19 protein-coding genes are annotated in these 25544 nt (G+C 64.9%); 8 read left to right on the forward strand and 11 right to left on the reverse strand.

The genetic code is table 11. The features are described from left to right. Positions 1–115: 115 nt before the first annotated feature. The 8 genes from QAZ47_RS15655 to QAZ47_RS15690 form a co-directional block, all read right to left on the reverse strand. Positions 116–553, reverse strand: a complete 438-nt coding sequence (locus QAZ47_RS15655; protein WP_278233704.1) for a CBS domain-containing protein — start codon at positions 551–553, stop codon at positions 116–118. Between the two features lie 256 nt (positions 554–809). Then, positions 810–3479, reverse strand: a complete 2670-nt coding sequence (locus tag QAZ47_RS15660; RefSeq protein WP_278233705.1) for a nitrate reductase — start codon at positions 3477–3479, stop codon at positions 810–812. Positions 3480–3482: 3 nt separating this feature from the next. Next, positions 3483–3812: a nitrite reductase small subunit NirD gene (gene nirD / locus QAZ47_RS15665; RefSeq protein WP_278233706.1), complete on the reverse strand. Its 330-nt coding sequence runs from the start codon at positions 3810–3812 to the stop codon at positions 3483–3485. A 70-nt stretch (positions 3813–3882) separates the two neighbouring features. Next, on the reverse strand, positions 3883–6333 hold the full coding sequence (gene nirB, locus QAZ47_RS15670; RefSeq protein ID WP_278233707.1) for a nitrite reductase large subunit NirB: 2451 nt from the start codon (positions 6331–6333) through the stop codon (positions 3883–3885). Between the two features lie 17 nt (positions 6334–6350). Continuing rightward, positions 6351–7652 (reverse strand): nitrate/nitrite transporter, encoded by a 1302-nt coding sequence (locus QAZ47_RS15675; RefSeq protein WP_278233708.1) that lies wholly within the window; start codon positions 7650–7652, stop codon positions 6351–6353. 65 nt (positions 7653–7717) lie between these two features. Next, complete coding sequence (locus tag QAZ47_RS15680) at positions 7718–7897, reverse strand: hypothetical protein (protein WP_278207667.1); 180 nt, start codon at positions 7895–7897, stop codon at positions 7718–7720. A 362-nt stretch (positions 7898–8259) separates the two neighbouring features. After that, positions 8260–9492: a CmpA/NrtA family ABC transporter substrate-binding protein gene (locus QAZ47_RS15685; protein ID WP_278233709.1), complete on the reverse strand. Its 1233-nt coding sequence runs from the start codon at positions 9490–9492 to the stop codon at positions 8260–8262. Continuing rightward, complete coding sequence (locus QAZ47_RS15690; protein ID WP_278233710.1) at positions 9489–10091, reverse strand: ANTAR domain-containing response regulator; 603 nt, start codon at positions 10089–10091, stop codon at positions 9489–9491. Before QAZ47_RS15690 ends, QAZ47_RS15685 begins: the two co-directional genes overlap by 4 nt. 277 nt (positions 10092–10368) lie before the next feature. Between QAZ47_RS15690 and QAZ47_RS15695 the strand changes: the two genes are divergently transcribed. The 5 genes from QAZ47_RS15695 to QAZ47_RS15715 all read left to right on the forward strand — a co-directional run bounded on the left by QAZ47_RS15695 (position 10369) and on the right by QAZ47_RS15715 (position 15563). Continuing rightward, complete coding sequence (locus tag QAZ47_RS15695) at positions 10369–11253, forward strand: AraC family transcriptional regulator (RefSeq protein ID WP_278233711.1); 885 nt, start codon at positions 10369–10371, stop codon at positions 11251–11253. A gap of 225 nt (positions 11254–11478) precedes the next feature. Further along, a complete protein-coding gene (locus QAZ47_RS15700) occupies positions 11479–12546 on the forward strand; it encodes a sugar ABC transporter substrate-binding protein (RefSeq protein ID WP_278233712.1) in 1068 nt (355 codons plus the stop codon). A gap of 187 nt (positions 12547–12733) precedes the next feature. Continuing rightward, positions 12734–13546 carry an ATP-binding cassette domain-containing protein gene (locus QAZ47_RS15705; protein WP_278207674.1) on the forward strand — a complete coding sequence of 271 codons (813 nt, stop codon included), beginning with the start codon at positions 12734–12736 and terminating at the stop codon, positions 13544–13546. Next, on the forward strand, positions 13543–14796 hold the full coding sequence (locus QAZ47_RS15710; RefSeq protein ID WP_278233713.1) for a sugar ABC transporter permease: 1254 nt from the start codon (positions 13543–13545) through the stop codon (positions 14794–14796). The genes QAZ47_RS15705 and QAZ47_RS15710 overlap by 4 nt, the downstream gene beginning before the upstream one ends. Positions 14797–14834: 38 nt before the next feature. Further along, a complete protein-coding gene (locus tag QAZ47_RS15715; RefSeq protein ID WP_278233714.1) occupies positions 14835–15563 on the forward strand; it encodes an SDR family oxidoreductase in 729 nt (242 codons plus the stop codon). Between the two features lie 94 nt (positions 15564–15657). Here the strand turns inward: QAZ47_RS15715 and QAZ47_RS15720 are convergent, their stop codons facing one another. The 3 genes from QAZ47_RS15720 to QAZ47_RS15730 all read right to left on the reverse strand — a co-directional run bounded on the left by QAZ47_RS15720 (position 15658) and on the right by QAZ47_RS15730 (position 21742). Then, positions 15658–17055 carry a hypothetical protein gene (locus tag QAZ47_RS15720; protein ID WP_278233715.1) on the reverse strand — a complete coding sequence of 466 codons (1398 nt, stop codon included), beginning with the start codon at positions 17053–17055 and terminating at the stop codon, positions 15658–15660. Next, positions 17052–19928, reverse strand: a complete 2877-nt coding sequence (locus tag QAZ47_RS15725) for a peroxidase family protein (RefSeq protein WP_278233716.1) — start codon at positions 19926–19928, stop codon at positions 17052–17054. Before QAZ47_RS15725 ends, QAZ47_RS15720 begins: the two co-directional genes overlap by 4 nt. 104 nt (positions 19929–20032) lie before the next feature. Next, positions 20033–21742, reverse strand: coding sequence for a thiamine pyrophosphate-binding protein (locus tag QAZ47_RS15730; RefSeq protein WP_278233717.1), 1710 nt, complete (start codon positions 21740–21742; stop codon positions 20033–20035). Between the two features lie 84 nt (positions 21743–21826). On the opposite strand from QAZ47_RS15730, the gene QAZ47_RS15735 reads away from it, so the two are divergent. The 3 genes from QAZ47_RS15735 to QAZ47_RS15745 all read left to right on the forward strand — a co-directional run bounded on the left by QAZ47_RS15735 (position 21827) and on the right by QAZ47_RS15745 (position 25404). Continuing rightward, positions 21827–21976, forward strand: a complete 150-nt coding sequence (locus QAZ47_RS15735; protein WP_278207682.1) for a hypothetical protein — start codon at positions 21827–21829, stop codon at positions 21974–21976. Between the two features lie 163 nt (positions 21977–22139). Beyond that, positions 22140–23198 (forward strand): glycosyltransferase family 4 protein, encoded by a 1059-nt coding sequence (locus QAZ47_RS15740; protein ID WP_278233718.1) that lies wholly within the window; start codon positions 22140–22142, stop codon positions 23196–23198. A 43-nt stretch (positions 23199–23241) separates the two neighbouring features. Further along, a complete protein-coding gene (locus tag QAZ47_RS15745) occupies positions 23242–25404 on the forward strand; it encodes an amylo-alpha-1,6-glucosidase (RefSeq protein ID WP_278207684.1) in 2163 nt (720 codons plus the stop codon). Positions 25405–25544 lie beyond the last annotated feature (140 nt).

Below are 25544 nucleotides of genomic sequence, written 5' to 3' on the forward strand. Positions count from 1 at the left end.
CAAGCTTGTCGTCCAAGCGCCTAGGCTCGCAGAATCAATCGCCGAGATATTTCACCGACGGTCTTGTCGGGTCAGGAACGGACGTCTTAGCCTCGACGGCGGGCACTTCCACGTGTCAATGCGTAGTTTGCGAGTGCTGACCGCCTGGTTGAGAGATGCCTTCCAGCGCCTTTCCCGCATGAGCAGCTTCGTCATTTCCGGTGAGATCGCCGAGCGAGACAATGCCCACCAGTCGTTTGTCCCTGTTGAGCACGGGAAGGCGCCGTACCTGGATATCGCTCATGTTCTGAAGCACGTCGCTGATTTCCTCGTCCTCGAAGCAATATTTGACATCGGTCGTCATGACATCTCGCACGGGAGAGTCAGGCCCCATTCCCATGGCAACCCCCCGAACGGCGATATCCCGGTCGGTCACCATGCCGACCAGCCGATCGTTGTCGGCAACCGGAATGAGTCCGGCGTCCAGGACGGCCATAGCCTGGGCCACATCACGCAGAGTTGCTTCTGCGGTCGCAATTCGTACGTCCTTGGTCATGCACTCCTGCACTTTCATGGCGGTTCTCCCAGAATTGGTGCGCTTGCTGAAGACTTGGTCAACGCCCAATGAACCTGCGACGTTCCGATAAATTGGACCCCGGCCATGCGGCCGGTCGAAGCAACCGAGTTGGCGTCAGTACGCTATCGGGGGAACCCGGAGCAGCAAGCGTACCAAGCAGGGCTTAAGCCGGCTTGTCGTGTTTGTCGTCCGGATGCCTGGGCTCGCAGAGCCGTTTCTCGAGGAAGCGGTGATCTGAGCGGCCCCTGCGATTTCACTCGGCCGCCTGAACCTGGCGGGCATCGATGATCGCTCTTATCTCCGAGCGACAGGAACCGCAGTTGGTGCCGGCGCGCAGCGTGGAGCCGATCGCCTCCAGACTGTCGCATCCCGAAGCGACGGCCGCGGCGAGCTGGTTGACACCGACATGGAAGCATGAGCACACGACCCGTCCGATGGCGGGCGTGGGCGCTGGCGAGCGTCCGGACAAAAGCGCATGGCGATCGGCAGGCGATAGCGGCTGGCGGGTGGCCAAGAGCGACACCAGCCAGTCCCGCATCGGCAGTTGGTCGGGAGCGGCGACCAACAGGGCCTCGGCCATGGCGCCACCTTCGTCGATGGCAGCGGCGCGATAGGCGAGCCCTCTGCGATCGGTGTATTCGAGCAGATGATCGTGCCGTTGAACGGTGAGCAGCTTGCGCGCCAGGAGAATGCCTTGGTCCGGCGGCTCGGTTCCGGTCAGCTCGTAGACCCAGCCGCCCTCGACCGCGTGCCGGCTCCAATGGACGAAACCGGTTGGTCTCAGATCCCGCCGCGTGATGAGCACGCCGGCCCAGCCGGTATTCTCGCGCACGATCCGGACCGGAACATGCTTGAGCTCCGGCTGGCCGGAATGCGGGTCGGTGACGGGCGAGGACAACAGGCCTGCGGCGGCCTTGGCCGCGAAATGACCGCTCCAGTGCATGGGCATGAAGGCCTGGCCACGACGCTGCGCGTCGGACACGCGCACTTTTGCGCGGACGAAGCCGAAGCGCGTCGAAAGATGCGCGAGGTCGCCGTCCTTCAGATGATGCGCGGCGGCGTCCACCGGGTTGAGGTCGACCGCCGGTTCCGGCGCGTTCGCCATCAGGCGCGGCACGTTGCCGGTGCGCGTCATGGTGTGCCACTGGTCGCGCAGCCGGCCGGTGTTCAGGGCAAGCGGGTAGGCGGCGTCGACCGTGAAAGCCGTCGCCTCTTGCCGCACCGGGACGAAGCGCGCGCGGCCGTCGGGTGTGGCGAAGCGGCCGTCGGCAAATAGTCTTGTCGGCTGCTCGTTCCGGTCCAGCACGGGCCAGTGGCGCGGCGCGAAGGCGGCGTAGTCCGCTTCGCTGAGATCAGCCGCACCGTCGAGGTCGAACAGGCGCTCGCCGTCGTTCTCGAAAGCGGAGAGCGCGGCGTGCTCGCGGAAGATTTCGGCCGGCGTCCGATAGGCAAAAGCATCGCCAAAACCCATGCGGGTGGCGACCTCGCAGATGATGCGCCAGTCGGTTCTTGTCTCGCCGGGCGGCGGCAGGAACGGCCGCTGGCGCGAGAGACGCCGTTCCGAATTGGTGACCGTGCCGTCCTTCTCGCCCCAGGCGGCGGCCGGCAGCAGCACGTCGGCATAGCGCGTGGTGTCGGTGCGGGTCACATCCGAGACGGCGACGAAATCGCATTTGGACAGGGCAGCGCGCACACGCGAAGCGTCCGGCATCGAGACCGCCGGATTGGTGCCCATCACCCACAGCGCCTTGATGCGACCGTCGGCGACCGCCTGGAACATGTCCACGGCCTTCAGGCCGCCGCGCCGCGCGACCTTGGGCGCGTTCCAGAAGCGGGAGACCCGGTCGATGTTGGCCTCATCGGCGAAGTCCATATGCGCGGCGAGCTGGTTGGCCAGGCCTCCCACCTCGCGGCCGCCCATCGCGTTCGGCTGGCCGGTGACCGAGAACGGTCCCGTGCCCGGCTTGCCGATGCGGCCGGCGGCGAGATGGCAGTTGATGACGGCGTTGACCTTGTCGGTTCCATGCGCCGACTGGTTGACGCCCTGGCTGTAGACGGTGACGGTCCGCTCGGTGCCGGCAAAGAGTTCATAGAAAGCCTGGACGTCGGCGACGCCCAGCCCGCAGCCTTTCGCGACGCGCGCGATCGACGGCGCGTCGGCGCCGGCCAAAGCGGCCGTAGCCTCGAAGCCGGAGGTGTTGTCGCGGATGAAATCGACATCGATCCTTCCGGTCTGGACGAGATGCGCGAGCAGCCCATTGAACAGAAGCACGTCCGTGCCAGGATCGAGCGCCAGATGCAGGTCGCACTCGTCGGCCGTGGCGGTGCGCCGAGGATCGATGACGACGATCCTGGTCCCGCGCTCCCTGCGTGCTGCGAGCATGCGCTGGTAGAGCACGGGATGGCACCATGCGGTGTTGGAGCCGGTGAGCACGATGAGATCGGCGCACTCGAAATCCTCATAGACTCCGGGAACGATGTCCTCGCCGAAAGCGCGGCGATGGCCGGCGACGGACGACGCCATGCAAAGCCGCGAATTGGTGTCGATGTTGGCCGAGCCGATGAAGCCCTTCATCAGCTTGTTGGCGACGTAATAGTCCTCGGTGAGCAACTGGCCGGAGACGTAGAAGGCGACCGAGTCCGGCCCGTGCTCGGCAATCGCCTGCGAGAATTTCGCGGCAACGAGATCGAGCGCTTCGTCCCAACCAACCTGTCTGCCACGGATTTCCGGCTGAAGCAGACGGCCTTCGAGGCCGAACGTCTCGGCAAGGGCCGACCCCTTCGAGCAGAGGCGGCCGAAATTGGCCGGGTGCTCGGGATCGCCGCGGACGGTCGTCTTGCCGTCCGCGGCGATCTCGGCCAGCACGCCGCATCCCACCCCGCAATAGGGGCAGGTGGTCCTCACCTCGCGTGCTTCTTCCATGCCTCAGGCCGCTTTCGAGGCCAGCGCTTCGAGCGCGATGAAGAGCCGTTCGCCCTCGACCCTGACCGGGATCGTTCGGACAGAGCCTTCGTCGGCGCCGAGCGCCTTGCCGGTCTCCAGCGAGATCACCCAGTTGTGCAGCGGACAGGTCACGGACGCTCCGTGGACGATGCCCTGGCTCAGCGGGCCGCCCTTGTGCGGGCAATGGTCGTCCATGGCAAAGACCTGGTCATCCGCGGTGCGGAAAACGGCGATCTTGCCTTGCGGGGTGGCCACGCAGCGCGCGCCGCGGCGAGGGATGTCGGAAAGGGAGCCGATCGATATCCAGGTCATTGGGTCGCCTTTGCTTGATATGAGTGCGCCAAGGTGCCCCCCTCTGTCCTGCCGGATGCAGACATCTCCATCATTCCGCCGCCTCCGCGAAGCCGACGGTGGCAAGCGGCCGGAACTCGTGCTTGTCCTTGCCGGAAACACGCTCGGACCAGGGATCGACCTGCGCGAATTTCTGGCTGAAGACGAAGCGCTCGAAATAGGCGCGGCGCTTCTCGGCGTCGTCGAGGATCTGTTTTTTGATCTCGGCGGTGCCGATCCGCTTGGCCCATTTGTAGATGCGCTCCAGATAGCGGGCCTGCTCGCGATACATCTGTACGAGCGCCACGATCACCTCCAGCGCCTCGTCCTCGGTCTTGACCAGGCCGAGCACTTCGGTGCCCTTGATGTCGAGGCCGGCGGCGCCGGCGAAATGGATCTCGTAACCGGAGTCGACGCAGACCACGCCGACATCCTTGCAGGTCGCTTCGGCGCAGTTGCGTGGGCATCCCGACACCGCCATCTTCACCTTGGCCGGTGTCCAGGAGCCCCACATGAACTTTTCGATGCGGATGCCGAGTCCGGTCGAATCCTGCGTGCCGAAACGGCACCAGTCCGAGCCGACGCAGGTTTTCACGGTGCGCAGGCCCTTGGCATAGGCGTGGCCGGAGACGAAACCGGCCTTGCCGAGATCGGCCCACACCGCCGGCAGGTCCTCCTTGCGGATGCCCAGCATGTCGATGCGCTGACCGCCGGTCACCTTCACGGTCGGGATGCGGAACTTGTCGACCACGTCGGCGATGGCGCGCAGTTCGCCGGCGCTGGTGACGCCGCCCCACATGCGCGGCACGACCGAATAGGTGCCGTCCTTCTGGATGTTGGCGTGCACGCGCTCGTTGATGAAGCGCGACTGATAGTCGTCGGCATATTGGTCAGGCCAGTCGCAGACCAGATAGTAGTTGAGCGCCGGCCGGCATTTTGCGCAGCCACAGGAGCTCTTCCATTCGAGCTCCTGCATGACGGCGGGTATCGTCTTCAGACCCTTCGCCTTGATCAGGCGCCGCACGTCGTCGTGGCCGAGTGACGTGCAGCCGCACATCGGCTGCACCGCCGCCGGATTGTAAGCGTCGCCCAGCGTGAGCTTCAGGAGCTGCTCGACCAGGCCCGTGCACGAGCCGCACGAAGCGGAAGCCTTGGTGTGGGCGCGCACGTCGTCGAGGCCGGTCAGGCCCTTGGCCGTGATCGCGCCGGTGATCTTTCCCTTGCAGACGCCGTTGCAGCCGCAGATTTCCGCATCATCCGCCAATGCCGCAACGGCCGCCAAAGGGTCCGAGGAAGCGCCTCCCTGCAACGCCTGTCCGAAGATCAGCGTGTCGCGTATCTCTGAAATGTCGGTCGCCTTCTTCTTGAGGTCGTTGAACCAGGCGCCGTCGGCCGTCTCGCCGAACAGCACCGTGCCGATGATGCGGTTGTCCTGCAGCACGACGCGCTTGTAGATGCCGGCGGATGCGTCGCGCAGGATGATCTCCTCGCGGTCGTCGCCGTCGGCAAAGTCGCCCAGCGAATAAAGGTCGATGCCGGTGACCTTGAGCTTGGTCGGCGTGTCGGAGTGGACGAAGCGCTTGTCCTCGCCATCCGCCAGCCTGGCCGCCGCCACCCGCGCCATCTCGTAGAGAGGCGCGACCAGCCCGTAGACATGGCCGCCGACCTCGGCGCATTCGCCGAGCGCCATGATCGCGGGATCGGACGTCTGCATGCGGTCGTCGACGACGATGCCGCGATTGACTTCCAGCCCTGCGTCCTTGGCCAGGGCGATGCTGGGGCGAATGCCGACCGCCATCACGACCAGCGTTGCCGGGATGATCGTGCCGTCCATGAGCTCGACGCCCTCGACCTTGCCATTGCCGAAGATGGCCTTGGTGTTGGCCTTGGTCATGACCTTGATGCCGCGTGCCTCGACGGCTTTCTGCAGCAGGTAGCCGGCGGCGGGATCGAGCTGGCGCTCCATCAGCGTCGGCATGACGTGCAGTACGGTGACGTCCATGCCGCGTTCCTTCAGCCCGGCAGCGGCTTCGAGCCCGAGCAGGCCGCCGCCGATGACGACCGCCTTGGCGCGCGCCTGCGCGGCAAGCAGCATGGCATTGACGTCGTCGAGGTCGCGATAGGTGAGCACGCCGGGCAAGTCCTTGCCCGGCACCGGAATGATGAAGGGCACCGAGCCGGTGGCGATGACCAGCCTGTCGTAGCGCTCGGTCACGCCGTGGTCCGAGGTGACGGTCTTCGCGTCCCTGTCGATGGCAACGATCCGGTGGCCCTTGTAGAGGGTGATGCCGTGCTTGATGTACCAGCCGTCGCCGTGGATGACGATTTCCTCGAAATCCTTCTCGCCCGAAAGCACCGGCGACAGCATGATGCGGTCGTAGTTCACGCGCGGCTCGGCGTTGAAGATGGTGACGCTGTAGCGGTCGGGCGCGGCTTCCAGCAGGTACTCCAGCATCCTGCCGGGCGCCATGCCGTTGCCGATGATGACGAGTTTTTCGCTCATGTCCGGTCTGCTCCGATCTATTCGGCGGCGTAGGAAAGGGGCGCAGGCTTGACGGCGGCCGCGCGCTCCATCCGGCGGATGGTGACGTGCATCCAGACGAGGCACGAGACCACGATGAGGAAGAGCAGCATGAAGCAGCTCGACCAGACGCCGGTGAGGTCGTTCAGCGCGCCGAAGGCGATCGGCAGGACGAAGCCGCCGAGGCCGCCGATCATGCCCACCACGCCGCCGACCGCGCCGACGCTCTGCGGATAGTAGACCGGGATGTGCTTGTAGACGGCGGCCTTGCCGAGGCTCATGAAGAAGCCGAGTACGAAGGCGACGCCGATGAAGGCGAGCGGGCCGATCTCGAAATGGAAGGGGATCGGCCCGCTGATGCCGCGCACGACGTAGTCTGCCGAGGGGAGAGACAGAACGAGGGTCGCCACGGCACAAACGCTGAAGGTCCAGTAGAGCACGGTGCGGGCACCGATGCGGTCGGAAAGCACGCCGCCATAGGCGCGGAAGATGCTTGCGGGGATCGAATAGGCGGCGCCGATCATGCCCGCGGTGGCGATGCCGAAGCCGTAGACGCCGATCAGGTAGCGCGGCAGCCAGAGCGACAGCGCCACGAACGCGCCGAAGGAGAAGAAATAGTAGAAGGCGAAGCGCCAGACCTGCAGGTTCTTCAGGGGAGCGAATTCCTGCCAGAAGCTTCTCGCGGGTGCTGCCTTGCCGGCGCGACGCTCGCGGATGACCGGATCGTCGTCGGTCGTGAGCCAGAACACGGCCGCCATGACGACCAGCGCCGCCGCCCAGATCAGCGCCACCGACTGCCAGCCCCAGGAGAGCAGCACGAACGGCGCCAGGAATTTGGTGACCGCGGCGCCGACATTGCCGACGCCAAAGATGCCGAGAGCCGTTCCCTGCCTGCCGGCGGGGAAGAAGCGCGAGACATAGGCGACGCCGACGGCGAAGGAACCACCGGCAAGCCCAACGCCGAGGGCCGCGATCAGCATCTGCTCATAGGTATGCGCGAAGGCGAGCAGGAAGGTCGCGACCGCCGCAGCGAGCATGGTCATGGTGTAGACCAGACGGCCGCCGTAGCGGTCGGTCCATACGCCGAGCACGATACGCACGAGCGAGCCGGTGAGGATCGGCGTGCCGACGAGCAGGCCGAACTCGGTCTCGTTCAGGCCGAGTTCCTGCTTGATGCGCACGCCGATGATGGAAAAGATCGTCCACACCGCGAAGCAGACGGTGAAGGCGATGGTAGACATGACGAGCGCCTGCCGGGGAGCACTGTCCTGGCTGGGCGGGGCTGGGTGGTTTGCGGTCATGGTCGGCTCCGGTTTGCGGCGTGGGAGGCACCGCGAGTTGTGTTGATTAGGAAGCGCGGCATCGCTCAGCGCGACGAGAGCTGGCGCTGCGCGATCGTTTCGGGGCGCTTGCCGTCGGTCATGGTGCTTGGGGGAAACAGCAGCAGTGCCACGGTGAACAGCACCGCCGTCAGCATGCTGCTGGCGATAAAATCGCGGCGCGTGAAATCCTTGAGCGTTGTCGCAATTCCGATCCGTGTCGTCATAGTCGTCTCCGCTTGGCGCCGCCTGGGATCGGCGCGTCGATTCTCGGGTTCGGGTCCAAAAACAAAAAAGCTGCCGTCCAGGTCTCTCGCGTCCGTACATCCGGGATCGCGTGGTTACCTGAGCGGCAGCTTTGCCTGTGGCGCCCGCCATTGGACGCCGTATTCTATTGCCCACGAGGAGCTCGATTATTTCAAAGCATGAAGCGTGCCAGTTTTGTGTCGATGGGGATTTTCAAGCAAAATCAATTGGATACCTGCCTCCCGTGCCGACCGGGCCAAGCGGCGATACGGTCAAACATTGATCAACGGGACGGGCATGGCGCACAAATATTGTGCAATGCACAAGAATGACGCGCAAAGGATCAGGCGCGCTTCTGGCCGGCAATGTAGGCGTCGATCTTGTCCGGATCGAAGATCTGGCCGTCGAAGAAACCATCAGGGCCAAGGATGAGACTGGCCCCTGCGGAGCCAACCGGCGTCGCAGCCTTCAGCGCGCCCTCGACCTTGGCATTGGCGCCGGGCAGGGCCACGCCAAGCGGCCTCAGCGCCGAGCGGTAAAGGTCGGGCCGATAGCAGTCGCGGGCGATCGCCAGGTTTTGCGGCGTGTGCCGCAATTGTCCCCAGCGTACCATCTGCGTGTAGAACCAGAGCGCGTGGCTTTTCCAAGGGAAGTTCGCCGCCTTGTCGAAGGGCAGGAAGAAATCCTCGACGCGCCGTTCCGCCCTCCCGCCGAGTTGCAAGCGTCCGGTGAGCGCCGGCATCTGGATCGCCTCCGGCTGGCCAAGGAAAGCGGGCCTCGCCATCAGCGCGGCCAACTCGTCGCGGTTTGCAGGATCCTGGCACCAGCGGGCGGAATGATGCAGCGCCCTCAGCAGCGCCGCCAGAGTGTCAGGATTCTCCTCCGCCCACGCCCTGCGGGCGCCGATCACCTTTTCCGGGCTGTTGCGCCATAGCAGCGCCTTGACGGTGACGATGCGGCCGGTGCCGGCGTCGACGGCAGCGCTGTTCCAGGGCTCGCCGACGCAATAGCCGTCGATGCGGCCGGCGGCGAGCGCGTCAGCCATGAAGGGCGGCGGCACGATGACGACCTCGATATCGCGGTCAGGATCGACGCCGCAGGCGGCGAGCCAGTAGCGCAGCTCGTAATTGTGCCCGGAATGCGGATGCACGACGGCGAAGCGCAGCGGATCGCGGCCGGCGGCCGCCCGCGCGCGGATCAGCGCGCCGAGCGCCGCCCCGGCACGCGCCGGATCGAGGTCGGGCGCAGCGCCGTTTGCCGCCATGCCTTCCCACACCGCAGTGGAGACGGTGATGCAGTTGCCGCCGAGCCCCAGCGAGAAGGGCACAATGGTCTCGGAGGCGAGCGGCGTGAGACCGAGGCTGCAGGCGAGCGGCATCGGCCCAAGCATATGGGCGACATCGAAATGGCCGATCGCGATGCGGTCGCGGATGTTAGCCCAGGAGGTCTCGCGATGCAGTTTGAGCTCTATGCCTTCGCGGGCGGCAAAGCCCATCTCGCCGGCCGCGACGAGAACGGCGCTGTCGAAGAGCGGCATGAAGCCGGCGGTGATCTGATGCGCAGCGGTCGTGCTCATTCGCCCTCCAGCGGTCCCAGTAATCCCGCCGCCGTCACCAGGCTCTGGGCGATCTCGGCGATCTTGCGGTTCTGGTTCATGGCGGTCTTGCGCAGAAGCGCGTAGGCCGCCTCCTCGCTCAAGCCGCGCGACTTCATCAGTATGCCCTTGGCGCGATCGACGACCTTGCGGTTCTCGAGCTCGCTGCGCGCTTCCTCCAGTTCGCGCGCCATGCGCGAGAAGGCATTGAAGCGGCTGATCGCCATGTCGAGGATCGGCTTGATGCGCTCCTTCTTCAGCCCGTCGATGACATAGGCCGACACGCCGGCGTCGACCGCCGCTTCGATCGAGGCCCGGTCGGAGCGGTCGACGAACATGGCGATCGGCCGTTTCACCGCGCGCGAAAGCTGGAACATGTTTTCCAGCATGTCGCGGTTAGGGTTCTCGAGATCGATGACGATGACATCCGGCTCCAACTCGGCGATGCGCTTCGCAATGCCGGCCACGTCATGGACCACGGTGACATGCCGATGGCCGGCATCCCGCAATCCGGCCTCGATGATCGAGGCGCGGATGCGGTTCTCGTCGATAACAAGGATGGTCAACGAACCGGCGGACATGCGCCTATTGTGCAGCCCGGCCGGAATTGTGCAATGTGGTAGCGTGGTCCGAAGCGAACTTTGCCTCGCCCAAGCGTCGGCGGCCAATCCCAGATATGCGAAGGCTCTAATTTTCGAAGGTGATTTTTCGCTGGGCCAAAATGGTCAAAAACGTATCAGTCGGCGCGGTGTGGCGAGGTGGCAGCCATCCTTGGCCGCCGCTATCCTGACCCTAGACGAGCCAAACAAACGGCCGCGGTTCGAAGGCTGAAATACCCGACAGCCTCCGGGAGGAAGCATGGGACCCGATCTGGAAGTCATACAGATAAGGCCTGGCGAGTCATTCGCGGTGAAATGGCACGGCTATCCGTATCATACGGTGCGCTGGCATTTTCATCCGGAATACGAGCTGCACCAGATCGTCGCGACCAAGGGCCGCTATTTCGTCGGCGACTTCATCGGCGAATTCGATATCGGCAATCTCGTGCTGGCCGGCCCCAACCTGCCGCACAACTGGATCAGCGAGGTTCCGGAAGGCCAGTCGGTTCCGCTGCGCTGCAGGCTGGTCCAGTTCCGCGAGGAATTCATCGGTGGCGCGATCACGACTTTTCCGGAGCTCGGCGCCGTCTCGCCGCTGCTCGACCTGTCGCGGCGCGGGGTGCTGTTCAGCAAAGCCGTGAGCAGACAGGTCATGCCCCTTCTGGCGGAAATCACGCATGCCTGCGGCGTACACCGGATCAGCCTGTTCATGTCGATCATGGAGGCGCTGAGCCGAGAGACCTCGCCGCGCGTGCTCGCCAGCGAGAACTATCTGCCGGACCCGTCGGGATATATGTCGGCCGGCATGAATCAGGCACTTGCCTATATCCGCGAGAACCTGACGCAGCAATTCAACGAAGGCGATCTCGCCGCGATCGCAGGACAGACGCCGAGCGCCTTCTCGCGGTCGTTCCGCAAGCACACTGGCATGTCGCTGCTGCAATACATCAAGCGTCTGCGCATCAACCTCGCCTGCCAGATCCTGATCAGCGACGAGCAGGCGCAGATATCGGACATCTGCTTCGAGGTCGGCTTCAACAATCTGTCGAACTTCAACCGCCAGTTCCTGGCCGAGAAGGGCACGCCGCCTTCGCAGTTCAGACGATTGGTTGCGGACAATTTCGCGGCCGCGCGCGCCGCATAGAAAGGAGTTTGGGAGGAAAAACAAGCCTAAGTAAGAACCAGGACGAAGCGATGGGTCGCGCGAGCGAACCAGCGATGGATGAGTATTGCCTCGTGTCATGCCAGCGGGAGGAAGCCGTTGGGCTGCTGCACGAGGCAGCTAGACTTCCGATCGGGCGGCACGAGCAGACATCCAAGCCCGATGTCGAGGTCCGTTACATCAAACAATGGGAATGGAGAAGACCTTATGTCCAGATACATATCCAGATTGGCCGCGGCCGCCATGGCCGTCTCGAGCCTCGCCCTCGGCGCGACGTTTGCCAATGCGCAAGATATTGCCGGTTCCACGGTCGCGTTCCTGATGCCCGACCAGGGTTCGACACGCTACGAAGAGCATGATCATCCCGGCTTCGTCGCCGAAATGAAGAAGCTCTGCGACAGCTGCAAGGTGCTCTACCTCAACGCCGACGCCGACGTCACCAAGCAGCAGCAGCAGTTCAATTCGGTCATAACCCAGGGCGCCAAGGTCGTCGTGCTCGACCCGGTCGATTCCGCCGCGGCGGCGTCGCTGGTGCACAATGCGCAGGCACAGGGCGTCAAGGTCATCGCCTATGATCGTCCGATCCCCGACGCCAAGGCCGACTTCTATGTCTCGTTCGACAACAAGGCCATCGGCAAGGCGATTGCCGCCTCGCTGGTGGAGCACCTCAAGGCCAAGGGCGTGTCGAGCGACGGCGATGTCGGCGTGCTGCAGATCAACGGCTCGCCGACCGACGCCGCGGCGGGCCTGATCAAGGACGGTATCCATGAAGGCCTCAAGACCGGCAGCTACAAGACGCTCGCCGAATTCGACACGCCGAACTGGGCGCCGTCGAATGCCCAGCAATGGGCGGCGGGGCAGATCTCGCGCTTCGGCAACAAGATCGTCGGCGTGGTCGCCGCCAATGACGGCACCGGCGGCGGCGCCATCGCCGCGTTCAAGGCCGCCGGCGTCGATCCGGTGCCGACGGTGACCGGCAACGATGCCACGATCGCCGCCTTGCAGCTCATCATTGCCGGCGACCAGTACAACACTATTTCCAAGCCGAGCGAGATCGTCGCGGCGGCAGCGGCGAACGTTGCGGTGCAGCTTCTCAAGGGCGAGACGCCGAAAGCCGAGACGACGCTCTACGACACGCCCTCGAAGCTCTTCGTGCCGGCGGTGGTGACGCAGGAGAACCTCAAGGCCGAGATCATCGACAAGAAGATCCAGACCGCAGCCCAGCTCTGCACCGACCGCTACGCCGAAGGCTGCAAGAAGCTCGGCATTGAATAAGGAGCAATGCCGCTTGCGGCATTGTCTCCGGGGCAATGCCGCTTGCGGCATTGTCTCCGAACGCGATGCGGCGCAGCCGCGTCGCTGGCGATATACTCGGCGCGTCGCCAAGGCGACAGCCGGGCGTGTCCGGCCGCTACCTCCTGGCGGCCGGACATATCGACCGCAAACGGGGAGAAACAGCGCCATGGCAATACCCGACACGCCGTCCACGACAAGCCGCCAGCCGGTGCTCAGCCTGCGCGGCATCTCGAAGAATTTCGGAGCGGTGTCGGCGCTCACCGATGTCGATCTCGATATCAATGCCGGCGAAATCGTCGCGCTGGTCGGCGACAACGGCGCCGGCAAGTCGACGCTGGTGAAGATCCTCGCCGGCGCGCATATGCCGAGTTCGGGTTCGATCACCTTCGATGGCCAGCCGGTGACGCTTGCCAATCCCGCCGCGGCGCTCAAGCTTGGCATCGCGACAGTCTTCCAGGATTTGGCGCTCTGCGAAAACCTCGATGTCGTGGCCAACATCTTCCTTGGCCGCGAGCTCCATCCGCTTCGTCTCGACGAAGTCTCGATGGAGGTGCGCGCCTGGACGCTGCTCAACGAGCTGTCGGCACGCATTCCCAGCGTGCGCGAGCCGGTCGCATCGCTCTCGGGCGGGCAGCGGCAGACGGTCGCGATCGCCCGCTCGCTCCTGATGGAGCCGCGGGTCATTCTCCTCGACGAACCGACCGCCGCGCTGGGCGTCGCGCAGACGGCAGAGGTGCTCAACCTCATCGAGCGCGTGCGGGATCGCGGACTGGGCGTCGTCATGATCAGCCACAACATGGAGGATGTGCGCGCCGTGGCCGACCGCATCGTGGTGCTGAGGCTCGGACGCAACAACGGCATCTTCCTGCCTGGCGCGTCGAACCAGGAACTGGTGACCGCGATAACCGGCGCCGACGACAACGCGGTCTCGCGGCGCGGCAGGCGTGCAGCCGAGAAGGTGCAGGGAGAACAGCCATGACGACGGCTTCCGACCGCAATCCCGGCGCGCTGCTCGATCGCAGCGATGAGCGGCTGAAGGATCGCAGCGGGGCGAAGGGCGCCATCAGGGGCTTTCTCGACCGCGTCCGCTCCGGCGATCTGGGATCGCTGCCGGTGGTCGTCGGACTGGTGCTGATCTGCACCATATTCCAGACGCTCAATCCGGTCTTCCTGTCGCCGAACAATCTGGTCAACCTTTTGTTCGACTGCTCGACGGTCGGCATCATCTCGCTCGGCATCGTCTGCGTGCTGATGATCGGCGAGATCGACCTGTCAGTCGGCTCCGTCAGCGGCTTGTCTTCCGCGCTGCTCGGCGTGCTTTGGGTCCAGTGGGGCTGGCCGGTCGCGCTGGCCATCGTCACTGCCATGGCGGTCGGATTCGTGACCGGCTGCGTCTATGCGTTCCTGCTCAACAGGCTCGGCATGCCGAGCTTCGTGTCGACGCTGTCGGGCTTGCTCGCCTTCCTCGGATTGCAGCTCTACATCCTCGGGCCGACCGGCTCGATCAACCTGCCTTACGATTCGCCGCTGGTGAATTTCGGCCAGCTCCTGGTCATGCCGCACTGGGTGTCGTACACGCTGGCGGTGGTGCCCGGCGTGCTCGCCTTGGCTCTCGGCTACCGCAAGGCGCAGCGCCGCCAGGCCGCCGGGCTGTCGTCGCGCTCGTTCGGCGGGCTTCTGCTCCAGGCCGTCGCGATCACGGTTGCGCTCGAGCTGGTGGCTTACTACCTCAACCTGTCGCGCGGCGTGCCCTGGATGTTCGCGCTGTTCGTCGGCCTGGTCGTGGCGATGAACTATGCGCTGAAGCGGACCCAATGGGGCCGCTCGATGACCGCCGTTGGCGGCAACCGCGAAGCGGCGCGCCGCGCCGGCATCAATGTGCGGCTGATCTACACCAGCGCCTTCGCGCTCTGCGCCACGCTGGCGGCCACCGGCGGCCTGCTCTCGGCGGCACGCCTGGCAACCGCCAGCCAGCAGGCCGGCACCGGCGACGTCAACCTCAACGCCATCGCGGCGGCCGTCATTGGCGGCACCAGCCTGTTCGGCGGCCGCGGCAGCGCCTATTCGGCGCTGCTCGGCATCATCGTCATCCAATCCATCGCAAGCGGCTTGACGCTGCTCGATCTGTCATCCTCGCTCCGGTACATGATCACCGGCTGCGTGCTGGCGATCGCGGTCATCGTCGATTCTCTCGCCCGCCGCTCGCGTGTCTCACACGGCCGCGCCTGACAGCTCATCAAGAAGGCGGCTCATCGAAGAGGATCGCAATGTCTGAAAGTCTCTCCGGCAAGGTTGCCGCAATCACCGGCGCTGCCTCCGGCATCGGGCTGGAATGCGCCCGCGCCATGCTCGCCGCCGGCGCCAAGGTTGTCCTGGTCGATCGCGCCGAGGATAAGCTGAAGACGCTCGTCGCCGAACTGGGCGACAATGCATTCGCCGTAGTCACCGACCTGCTCGACCCGGCAAGCGTCGACCGCATGATGCCCACGATCCTGGAGAAGACGGGTCGGCTCGATATCTTCCATGCCAATGCCGGCGCCTATGTCGGCGGCGAGGTGGCGTCGGGCGATCCCGACCAGTGGGATCGGATGCTGAACCTCAACATCAACGCCGTGTTCCGCACGGTGCACGCCGTGCTGCCGCATATGATCGAGAAGAAGAGCGGCGACATCATCGTCACCAGTTCCGTGGCCGGCTTCGTTCCCGTGGTCTGGGAACCGATCTATACGGCGTCGAAATTCGCCGTGCAGGCCTTCGTCCATACGCTCCGCCGCCAGGTGCTGAAGCACGGCATCCGCGTCGGCGCCGTCGCGCCCGGTCCGGTTGTGACGGCGCTGCTCAGCGATTGGCCGAAGGCCAAGATGGAAGAGGCGCTGGCGGCCGGCAGCCTGATGGAGCCCAAGGAGGTGGCCGATGCCGTGCTCTTCATGTTGACGCGGCCGCGCAACGTCACCATCCGCGACCTCGTCATCCTGCCGCAGAGCGTGGACATCTGAGACGTCCGACGGCGGCAACTGGATGAGCTGATCGACGTCCTCGACGCTGCCCCCCGGAGACCGCCAGCGAGCGCCACGGCGCATGCCGTCACCATCAGTGCCAGTCGCGCGCGTGGTTGAGATGTACGTCGGTCAGGCCGTTGCGGAAGAAGCGCTGGTAGTAGCCGACATCGACGTGATGCACCTGCAACCATATGCCGGGCACATGAATGGCGTCGCAATGCGCCGGGAAGCGGCCGTGCGTCTCGTAGATGTAGGTGCAGATGTCGCACACGCAGTCGATGACCTCCGGCGTATAGACCGCCGCCTCGCTGAGATAGCGGTGGCCGTAATCGCCCTTGTAGATTTCGGCAAAAAGCTTCTCGTCCGCGTAGAGGCCGCTCTTGCCGAACTTCTCCTCGATCACTTCGGCGACGGCGTCGGCCATCGTATCGTAGTAGGGCGGCGACATGCCCTTGATCAGGTGCTCGCCCTTGAGGCGCAGGCCGATCGGGTTGCTGCGCAGGTTGGAGTATTTCGGCAGTGGTATGTGCCAGCGCAGCAGGTCCATGAGGCGCCAGCGCGGCACCGCCACGTCGAAGCCGAGCATTGCGCCGTAAGTCTTTGAGAACTTCGGATCGCCGAGCAGCACCGGCGGGCTGATCGAGCCATGGATCCAGGCGCCGAGCCCCATGGCATCGGCGACGAGGAAGATGTTCTGCAAGAGCAGGTCCGCCTCGATCTGAGTGCGCAGCGAGCCGATCGCGCCGAGCGGGATCTTCAGGTCCTTGTTGAGGAAACCCTTCTTGACCCAGCGCTTGACGCCGGCCGAGCGATAGAAGTTGCGATCGTCGACGATGTGAGGCCGCGCGCCATCGGGCTGGGTGAGCAGGTACATCATGCCGTTGATGTACTGGCGCGAGAGATCGACGACCGGCAACAGGATCGTGGTGCCCGGCAGGTTGGAGAGGAAGCGGTTGGAATCGAGATAGGCCGGAAAATCGCGCTGGCCTTCGGCGACGTCGAGCCGGCGATCGAGAATCTTCACCTTGGCTTCCCGCGCACGCTCGACCAGTCGCTCCGGCGTGAAAGCGGTGTTGCCGTCGGCGGGCGGCGGCATCTTGCGCAGGAAATAGGTGCCTGAGTCGTTGATCAGGAAGAAATGCGTGCCTTGCGCATTGTCGGGGCTGCCCGCGGTGCGGCCGGCCATGGTGAGATTGGGCTTGGCCATCACCGGCTGCCTCGTCGCCGGATCCTCGAAGGGCCGGTCGGGCATGGTGAGGCCGGTGCAGCCGGTCATGGCGATCAGCACCGCCTCCTCGAGTTCCGACAGCGGCTCGCGCGGCTCTTCGGATTGATAGCTCATGCTGCCGGCGAGCACCGAGCTGCCCTGGCTGACGCGATGGGTGCGGCGGCGGAAGATCGTCTCGACCAGCGGCCGCTTCAAAAGCACATCGAGCCCCGAGGCACTGCTGCCGTTCGCGGCCGGAGCCGGCTTGATCGGCGCCGTCATGGCTTCGCTCCCGCCATGGCGGGGTCGGTGCTTGCGGGCACGATCGGGCGCCAGGGCGCAAACGCGCTCTGCGTTCTCGGCAGCACGGAGGCGAGGTCGGGGCAGTGGCGCAGGATCAGGCTGGTCATGCCGTTGTTGGCGATCCAGTCGATGCCGAAAGGCGAGTAGATCTCCGGCCGGTAGTCGACGGTGAGGAAGCGGTCGCTCTGCAGCCGCCGCGACGCCATCAGGATGAAGATGCGGAAGGCGGTGTCGCTGAAGCCGAAGCCCGCCGGCGCCGGCTCGGAGAGCAGGCCGACCACGGTGTCGATTTTGTCGACGTCGCCGTAGATCTGCTTGAGCAGCCGCGCATCCTCGGGGCTCGCGGTGACCTCCTCGAAGCTCCTGATGCGCGGCCGGTGCAGCCCGGCACGAAAATCATTGTAGCGCGGCACGCCGCGCCGCCTGGTGCGCACGATGTCGACCACCGAGAGGTCGATGATCTCGTTGTCGCGCTCGAGCTTCAGCAACGACCTTGGGAAGTTATGCAAGGCAATCGCGCCGGGATGCGCGACGCCGAAGGAATAGAGCGTGTTGCGCAAGCCGAAGGAGCGCATGATCTCGTCGGCATTGGCGCCCTGTATGTCGAGGAAGCCCTTCTCGGCGATCTTCTCGCCTGACCGGTGGTGGTAGAAGCAATAGTCGTCCGGCAACAGCGGATGCATGCGGTAGACGGTGGTGAAATCCTCGGTCAGCGAATAGGGCGCGGTGTGGTGGTCCGGCATCGTCTTCGGGATACCGGTCGACGCATGCTCGTCGAGCAGCCACAGACCGAATTTGGTCACCCAGTCATTGGCCGGCGGGCCGTTCCAGTTGCTCGAGAGGCCGATCTCGATCGCCCGCGTGGCGAGGATTGCCGGCGTCCACTCCACCGTATGGATCTTGGCGATGAGCGCCGAGACGATGAGCCGGGCCGTCTGGTAGATGCGCTCGTCGTCCCAGTTCTTGTAGCGCGAGCGCAATTCATCGCAGAGCAGATTGTGCTCGCGCGCGAACAGCGTGTGCATGGCGCCGAGGCCGAGCCACCAGCTCTCGTTGAAGCCGGTCACCTCGAAGCCTTTGATGTCGACCGGCAGGTGGTTGTCGACCAGCCTGATCTTGGCGCCTTCGCGCAGCATCATCGCCTTGGTGCTGTTCGGACCATAGACCTCCGATCCGTCCCACCAGTGCGAGGCGGCATTGCCGAAATAGGTCGGCGGCCAGCCGGGGCCGCGGTCCAGTTGCTGGTTGCCGGCAATGCGCATGACCTGTTCCGGTTTGCCGCCGACGGTGTTCGTCCACTTCATGCCGGGAGGCAGCGGTACGGTGATATCGTTGGTGCCGAGCGGATTGCGGGCATGGTTCACCCAGTCATGCACCTGGAACTGGATCCAGGCGGCGGCAAGGATGTTGAGCGAGCGCGCCGGAATGAACGTCTCGCGATGCAACAGTTTTTCCGCGACGACGACCGGATTCGGCGTGTCGAACAGGTCGGGCGCGTAAGCCGGTTTCAGGTTGCGGCCGAAGGTGGCGCCGACCGCGCCCATCTTCGGCACCGACAGGTCGTTGTAGGTGCCGTCATAGGAGCGCGTCTGCCGCACTTGCTCGGCGATCGGCGGTTGCGGCTCCGGCCGCGCCTCGGGCGGCGCCTCGACCGCTTCCGTGTCGATGAGGTTCTTCTGCCTCAGCACGTAGCGGAAGGCGTCGAGGTTGAGCAGGCTGAGGCGCAACGGCAGCTTGTGCCATTCGACGAAGCGATTGATGGCAACGAAGGACCGGCGCGCAATGGCGCCGAGCACGCGGTTGCGCAGCGGCGCTTCGGTGCGCCAGCGATAGGCGAGCCGATGCGCGGCACTCGCGTCATACACCACCTTGCGCGCCCGGTTGAGATTGCCGAGCGGACGGAACTCGTCGGTCGTGTTCCACGGGTTGAAGGCGAGCTCGTCGATCACCCTCGTGTTGGTGAAGGCCTCGGCGGTGCCGACCGACGGCTGGGTGATGGTAAGCTCCGCCACCTTCACGGGCGGCGAGACGGTTTCGGTCCACTCGACAGCGGTATCCTCGATCGGCGTCGAGCGCTCGTCGATGTAGGGCTGGACACACAGCTCGAAACGGACGTCGCCCGCCGCGAGCCGCGTGGCGAATTCGTTCGACAGATAACTCGCATCCGTTGTGGACGCCTCTGGCGCGGGTGCCGCGCTCGGCACGGGCCGCAGCAGATAGCGCACGGCGAGCGTTTCGCCCCAGCGGATGGCGCCGCGGCTCCAGAAGGTCTCCAGCGCGACGCTGCGCACTTTGCGGTTGCGCCCCTTGGAGACGTTCCTCAGCATGCGGATCACTTCAGCCGGACTGAAGCGGAAGGCGAGGCCGACAAGGCCGATCAGCTTGCCGATCGCGCCGCCCGCGGTCGCCTTGGCGAAGGCGACGAATTGCCGGGCATCGCGAGCATGCGAAACCGGGAAATTGGTGGCCAAAAGGTCGTGCTGCTCCTTGTCCGAAACCTTGACGCGCAGCGCCACGCCGCGCAGGTCGGGCTTGTAGTCGGGCTGGCCCGAGGCGTTCGCGTTGGAGAAGCGCACGATCGCCGGATAGGATTTTCCCGGCTGGGCGAAGCCGGCGCGGAAGTCGGCGGGAAGATCGTCATTGAAGCGCAGCGTCGCGTCGATCGAGGCGAAGATCGGCTTGGCATGGAAAGCGCGCCGGATGCCCGCCGTCTTGGAGCGCCGCCTGGTCTTCAGCTGGACATGCATCATGTCCTGCGCCAGCCGCTCGAACAGCAGGCGCTCATCCTCCGCCGAGCCTTGCGGTATTTCGCGCCAAATCGTCGTTGCTTGCCTGTCTGGTTGCGTCAACAACGCTGCCTCCCTGGCTCGAAGCGGTTCAGCGTTTGTCAGGCTTGCCGAACCGCACCAACTCTTTGTTTTCACGGAAAACCGCTGTGCAGTTTTCCTAGAATTGCCTAATCCGGGCGGATGCGCTCCGCGATCATTTCGGCGACGCCGGCGACCACACCCTCGGGCGAGGCGCTGTAGTGCGGCAGCGCCAGGCGCGTGATGTGGGCGTCGATGATCGCGGGCTTGCCGAGCGCCAGCGCGTCCTCGAGCGCGGCTTCGAATTCTTCCAGAGTCTCGACGCGATAACCCTTCGCGCCGCAGGCCTGGGCGTAGGCGACGTAGTCGGGATTGCCGAAATCGACCAGGCCGTATTCCTGGTAGGATTGCAGCTGGTAGAGCTTGATCAGCTGGAACTCGGCGTTGTTGAAGACGATCCAGATCACCGGGATGTCGTATTGGACGGCGGTGAGCAGCTCGAAGCCCGAGAGCAAATAGCAGCCGTCGCCGCAGCCGACGATCACCGTCCGCTCGGGATGGGCTAGCTTGACGCCTAGCGCGCCGTTGACGTTGCCCGCCATCGGGCCGAAACCGCCGGGCTTGCGGAAATTCTGGCCCGGCGCGATCTGCAGATAGTAGCCGAGCCAGGCGAGGTGCGCGCCGGCATCGGCGAGAACGATGGCATTGTCAGGCAGCCGTTTCGACAGCGACTGCGCCATCTGGCCAGGATGGATCTTGCCGGTGAGATGGAGGATGTGCTCGTCGCTGTAGTCGGTCGCCTCGCGGTCTGCCGGCGGGCTCGGCTCGAGCAAGCCCGACATCTTGTCGAGCAGAGCGCCGACGGCCAGCCTGGCGTCGCCGATAATGGCGCCGTCGGCCTTGTAGACCTTGTCGATCTCGCCGATGTCGATGTTGATGTGGATGAGCTTGTGGTCGGCGAACAGGTCGTCGCGGAAGCCGAAGGTGGCGTGCTGGGCGAAGGAATTGCCGACGGCAAGGACGACATCCGCCTCGAGGAAAGCCTTCCAGGCGGCGCTGTGGCCGCTGTCGCAGAAGACACCGGCGCACAGAGGGTGCCGCTCGGCTATGATGCCCTTGCCGTCCAGCGTGGTCGCGAAGGGGATCTGATAGCGTTCGACGAGCTGCTTCAGCTCGTGGCCGGCGCCGCTCTTCACCGCGCCGAAGCCGATCAGCGCCAGGAGCTTCTTGCCCTTCTCCAGCGCCTCCACCAGCGTTTCGGCCACGTCCTGCACCCGAGCCGGGTCCGGCAGGACAGGCTTCACCCGAAGATCGATCGGACGGAAATTGTCGACCGAAACGCCGTGATCGGTGAGGTCTTCCGGCACATGGATATGGACGGGACCCGGCCGGCCTTCGAAGGCGATGTTGACGGCTTCTTCCAGCACATCGCAGGTTTTCGCAGCATCGGCGAGCAGGAAGGATTTCTTCGTCGTCGCGGCAAACATCGCCTGCGAGTTCGGCGTGCGGCTCACGCCCGACGTCTCGTTCAGTGCGCCTTTGCCGGTCCATCTGCGCGAGGCGTAACCGGAGACGGCAAGCACAGGGTAGGAATCCGACATCGCGACCGCAAGTCCGGAGAACAGGTTGAAGGCGCCGGGGCCGGCCGTGGCGAAGCAGACGCCGAGGCGGCCCGATAACATGGCATAGCCGCAGGCCATGAAGGATGCAGCCTGCTCATGCCGCGTGATCACCGGCCGGATCGACTTGGAGTGTTTCAGCGCCAGCATCAGCCCGGCGGCATTTTCGCCCGCGCCGCCGAACGCGGCGCCGACGCCGATCCCCTCCAGCCCTTTGACGATCGCCTCGTAGACCCGCATCCGCATCGCCCCCGATTGCGCTTCCGGCCTGCGCGATCGAAGGGGTCCGATGTCGCGCGGCGGAATGGGCAGAAGTATTTACAAATGGAATCGATAGGCCCGGCAATTTATGCTTCTGGCCGCGTGCTGACTGTGAAACAGCTAACATTCATGGAAAATGGAGAAGAAGCTCAAGGCAGAAAAGCCAAGTATTTCCAACGCAAGGGACTGCACGCGCCCGAAAAGATCGGCTAGGCGCCGGCGACCAAAGTGGGGGCCAGCCGTCGGCCGGCCATTCGCCGTATAGCCGCGCTCTCGCGAGCGCCCGGCGCCATATACTCCGCCACATGCGGCCGATTGGGAGGAACGATCTCGCGGCTGACGCATTTTGGTTCCCGTCAACAGTTTGAGGGAATCCATGCGCATTGCCCATGTCGCGCCGCTCTATGAATCCGTCCCCCCGAGATTTTATGGCGGCACGGAGCGCATCGTCTATCATCTCACCGAAGCGCTGGTGGAACTGGGACACGACGTGACGCTGTTCGCGAGCGGCGACAGCGAGACCTCGGCGCGGCTGGTGCCGGGCCGCGACCAGGCGATCCGCCTCGACCCGCGGCCGAAGAAATCGGAAATCGCTGCGCATCTGGCGATGCTTGCCGACGTGCGCGAGCGGGCCGACGAATTCGACGTCATCCATTTCCATCTCAGCCATTTCGCGCATTTTCCGTTCTTCGAGCACATGTCGGATCGAACGGTGACGACGCCGCATGGCAGGCTCGACTATGTCGACCTGGCGCCGGCCTACAAGCGCTTCCCGCGCTTTCCGATGATCTCCATCTCGCACAGCCAGAAGCAGGGATTGCCCGACGCCAACTGGCTGGCGACGATCCATCACGGGATCCCGGTCGATGCCTATCGGCCCACGTATGACCCGTCACCCGAAGAGCCGTATCTAGCCTTCCTCGGGCGCCTTTCGCGCGACAAACGGCCGGACCGAGCGATCGAGATCGCGCGCCGGTCCGGATTGAAGCTGAAGCTGGCCGCCAAGATCGGCGATGACGACCGCGCCTATTTTCACGACGAGATCGAGGCGCTCATCGACGGCGACCGCGTCGATTATGTCGGCGAGATCGCGGAAGACGAGAAGGCCGGCTTTCTCGGCAACGCCGCGGGCCTTCTGTTCCCCATCGACTGGCCGGAGCCGTTCGGCCTGGCTCCGATCGAGGCCATGGCTTGCGGCACGCCGGTGATCGCCTGGAACTGCGGCGCCCTGCCGGAGATCATCGACCAGGGCGTGACCGGCTTCGTCGTGGACAGCGCCGATGAGGCCGTCGCCGCGATGCCCACCCTGCTCGAACTTGATCGAAGGCGGGTGAGGGCAGCCTTCGAAAAGCGGTTTTCAGCCACCAGGATGGCGCGCGACTATCTCGCCGCCTATATGCGCCTGATCGGCATCCGGGAGGCGAGAGCCTCCTGATCGGCATTGTCTTCGGGGGCGGGACAAAACGAAGAGGTGACGAATGACGCAACTCGACGAGCGAAAGCTCGATCCCGCGGTGGCCCTTGCCTCACTCGACGAGACGGCACCGCGGGAGCCGCATCGGCTGTTCGCGCTCAAACAGGGCGACTGTTTTGCCGTCACGGACGCCTATGGCGACATCAGGGGCGCCGGCGACGGTTTCTTTCGCGACGATACGCGCGTCCTCTCCGAATTCCGCCTGACGGTCGGCGGCAGACCGATGTCGCTGCTTGGCGCCTCGCTCAGTCAGGACAATGTGCTGTTCACCAGCAACCTGACCAACCTGCCGATCCAGAGCGCCGCCGGCCGCGACATTCCGCAAGGCGCGATCCATATCGAGCGCGTCAGGCTGATCTGGCAGGATCGGCTGTTCGATCGCATCACGCTTTCCAACTACAGCCGCGAGCACTCGACCATTGCCGTCTCGTTGCATTTCGCCGCCGACTTCCGGGACATGTTCGAGGTGCGCGGCTCGACGCGGCCGAAGCGTGGAACGGTCCATGTCGCCAAGACCGACAAGGCGTCGGTGCTGCTCGGCTATGACGGTCTCGACGGGTTGCCGCGCCTGTCGGTGATTTCCTTCTCGCAAGCCCCTGACCGGTTGGGCGACAATCGCGCCGATTTCCTGATCGCGGTCACCAAGCGCAGCAGCAAGGTGCTTTATGTCGAAGTCGGTCCGGAGGTCGCCGACATACCCGGGCGCGACCGCTTCCGCGCCGCCGCGGCCCGCGCCCGTTTCGGCATGCGCGCCAAGCGCCGGCACGGCGCCACGGTGCACAGTTCCGGTCGCGTGTTCAACGACTGGGTCGAGCGCGCACGCGCCGATGTCGCGCTGCTCACCACCGAGCTCTCGACCGGGCCCTATCCCTATGCCGGCATCCCGTGGTTCTCGACGGCCTTCGGCCGCGACGGCGTGATCTCGGGACTGCAGATGCTGTGGCTCAATCCCGGTCTGGCGCGCGGCGTGCTGGCGTTTCTGGCCGAGCATCAGGCGACGGAGACCTCGCCCTTCATCGACTCCCAGCCGGGCAAGATCATGCACGAGACCCGCAAGGGTGAGATGGCGGCGCTGCGCGAGCTTCCTTTCGGCCGCTACTATGGCGGCGTCGACACGACCCCGCTCTACATTCATCTCGCCTGCGCCTATGCCGACCGCACCGGCGACATGGCTTTCATCGATACCCTCTGGCCATCGCTCAAGGCGGCCGCCGAATGGACGGAAGAGGCAAGCCGGGCGACAGGTTTCGTCACTTACCAGCGTGGGGCCGAGTCCGGGCTCGCCAACCAGGGCTGGAAGGACAGCATCGACTCCGTCTTCCATGCCGATGGCCGCATGCCTAAAGGACCGATCGCGCTGGTCGAGGTGCAAGGCTATGTCTTTGCAGCTTACCGCGGCCTTGCCGCGCTCGCGCGCCGCCGCGGCGAATTCGCCGATGCCGAGCACTGGGAAAACCTCGCCGAGGAAATGCGGCTGGCCGTCGAGCGCGACTTCTGGATGGACGATCTCAACTTCTACGCCCTTGCCATCGACGGTGAGGGCGAGCCCTGCAAGGTGCGAACGTCGAACGCCGGGCATCTGCTCTATGTCGGGCTGTCGCAGCCGGAGCGCGCCAAGATGGTCGCCGACCAGTTGCTGTCGGCCTCCTTCCATTCCGGTTGGGGAGTGAGGACGCTCGCCGACGACGCGATCTTCTTCAACCCGATGTCCTACCACAACGGCTCGATCTGGCCGCACGACACGGCGCTCTGCGGCGTCGGCCTGGCGCGCTATGGCGAGCGCGAGAGCGTGGTGCGACTGATGAGCGGCACCTTCGAGTCGGCCGTGCATTTCAACATGCGCCTGCCGGAGCTGTTCTGCGGCTTCACCCGAGCGCCGGGCGAGGCGCCGATCGCCTATCCGGTCGCCTGCCTGCCGCAGGCCTGGTCGGCAGGCTCAACCTTCATGTTGATGCAGGCCTGCCTCGGCCTGGAGATCGATGGCTGGGAAGGTGAATTGCACATTACGCGCCCAAGGCTGCCGGCTGGCATCGACACACTCACGCTTCGGCATCTATCGGTTGGCGACAGATCTGTCGACCTCACCTTCCAGCGTGTCGGCGACCGCGTCGTTGCCTTCCTCGCTGATCGGCATGAGGGCCTGGTGCCGCTTATTGTGCGCACGTAAGCGGAATTCTGCAAGTACGCGTCGGATAATCGAAAAATGTCGGAACCGACGACCGGTTTACGCGTTTGCAAATTCGTACCGGTCTACCGCTCCGCAGCCGGCAAGAACGAAAAACAAAATAGCGGACAGCCGGAGGCAAC

Origin of the sequence: Mesorhizobium sp. WSM4904 (genome assembly GCF_029674545.1) — a bacterium.
Classification (GTDB): Bacteria; Pseudomonadota; Alphaproteobacteria; order Rhizobiales; family Rhizobiaceae; genus Mesorhizobium.

Coding starts and splice junctions, on each gene's coding strand:
- QAZ47_RS15655 (WP_278233704.1), bottom strand. CDS start 553: ATGAAAGTGCAGGAGTGCATGACCAAGGACGTACGAATTGCGACCGCA.
- QAZ47_RS15660 (WP_278233705.1), bottom strand. CDS start 3,479: ATGGAAGAAGCACGCGAGGTGAGGACCACCTGCCCCTATTGCGGGGTG.
- nirD (WP_278233706.1), bottom strand. CDS start 3,812: ATGACCTGGATATCGATCGGCTCCCTTTCCGACATCCCTCGCCGCGGC.
- nirB (WP_278233707.1), bottom strand. CDS start 6,333: ATGAGCGAAAAACTCGTCATCATCGGCAACGGCATGGCGCCCGGCAGG.
- QAZ47_RS15675 (WP_278233708.1), bottom strand. CDS start 7,652: ATGACCGCAAACCACCCAGCCCCGCCCAGCCAGGACAGTGCTCCCCGG.
- QAZ47_RS15680 (WP_278207667.1), bottom strand. CDS start 7,897: ATGACGACACGGATCGGAATTGCGACAACGCTCAAGGATTTCACGCGC.
- QAZ47_RS15685 (WP_278233709.1), bottom strand. CDS start 9,492: ATGAGCACGACCGCTGCGCATCAGATCACCGCCGGCTTCATGCCGCTC.
- QAZ47_RS15690 (WP_278233710.1), bottom strand. CDS start 10,091: ATGTCCGCCGGTTCGTTGACCATCCTTGTTATCGACGAGAACCGCATC.
- QAZ47_RS15695 (WP_278233711.1), top strand. CDS start 10,369: ATGGGACCCGATCTGGAAGTCATACAGATAAGGCCTGGCGAGTCATTC.
- QAZ47_RS15700 (WP_278233712.1), top strand. CDS start 11,479: ATGTCCAGATACATATCCAGATTGGCCGCGGCCGCCATGGCCGTCTCG.
- QAZ47_RS15705 (WP_278207674.1), top strand. CDS start 12,734: ATGGCAATACCCGACACGCCGTCCACGACAAGCCGCCAGCCGGTGCTC.
- QAZ47_RS15710 (WP_278233713.1), top strand. CDS start 13,543: ATGACGACGGCTTCCGACCGCAATCCCGGCGCGCTGCTCGATCGCAGC.
- QAZ47_RS15715 (WP_278233714.1), top strand. CDS start 14,835: ATGTCTGAAAGTCTCTCCGGCAAGGTTGCCGCAATCACCGGCGCTGCC.
- QAZ47_RS15720 (WP_278233715.1), bottom strand. CDS start 17,055: ATGACGGCGCCGATCAAGCCGGCTCCGGCCGCGAACGGCAGCAGTGCC.
- QAZ47_RS15730 (WP_278233717.1), bottom strand. CDS start 21,742: ATGCGGGTCTACGAGGCGATCGTCAAAGGGCTGGAGGGGATCGGCGTC.
- QAZ47_RS15735 (WP_278207682.1), top strand. CDS start 21,827: ATGGAATCGATAGGCCCGGCAATTTATGCTTCTGGCCGCGTGCTGACT.
- QAZ47_RS15740 (WP_278233718.1), top strand. CDS start 22,140: ATGCGCATTGCCCATGTCGCGCCGCTCTATGAATCCGTCCCCCCGAGA.
- QAZ47_RS15745 (WP_278207684.1), top strand. CDS start 23,242: ATGACGCAACTCGACGAGCGAAAGCTCGATCCCGCGGTGGCCCTTGCC.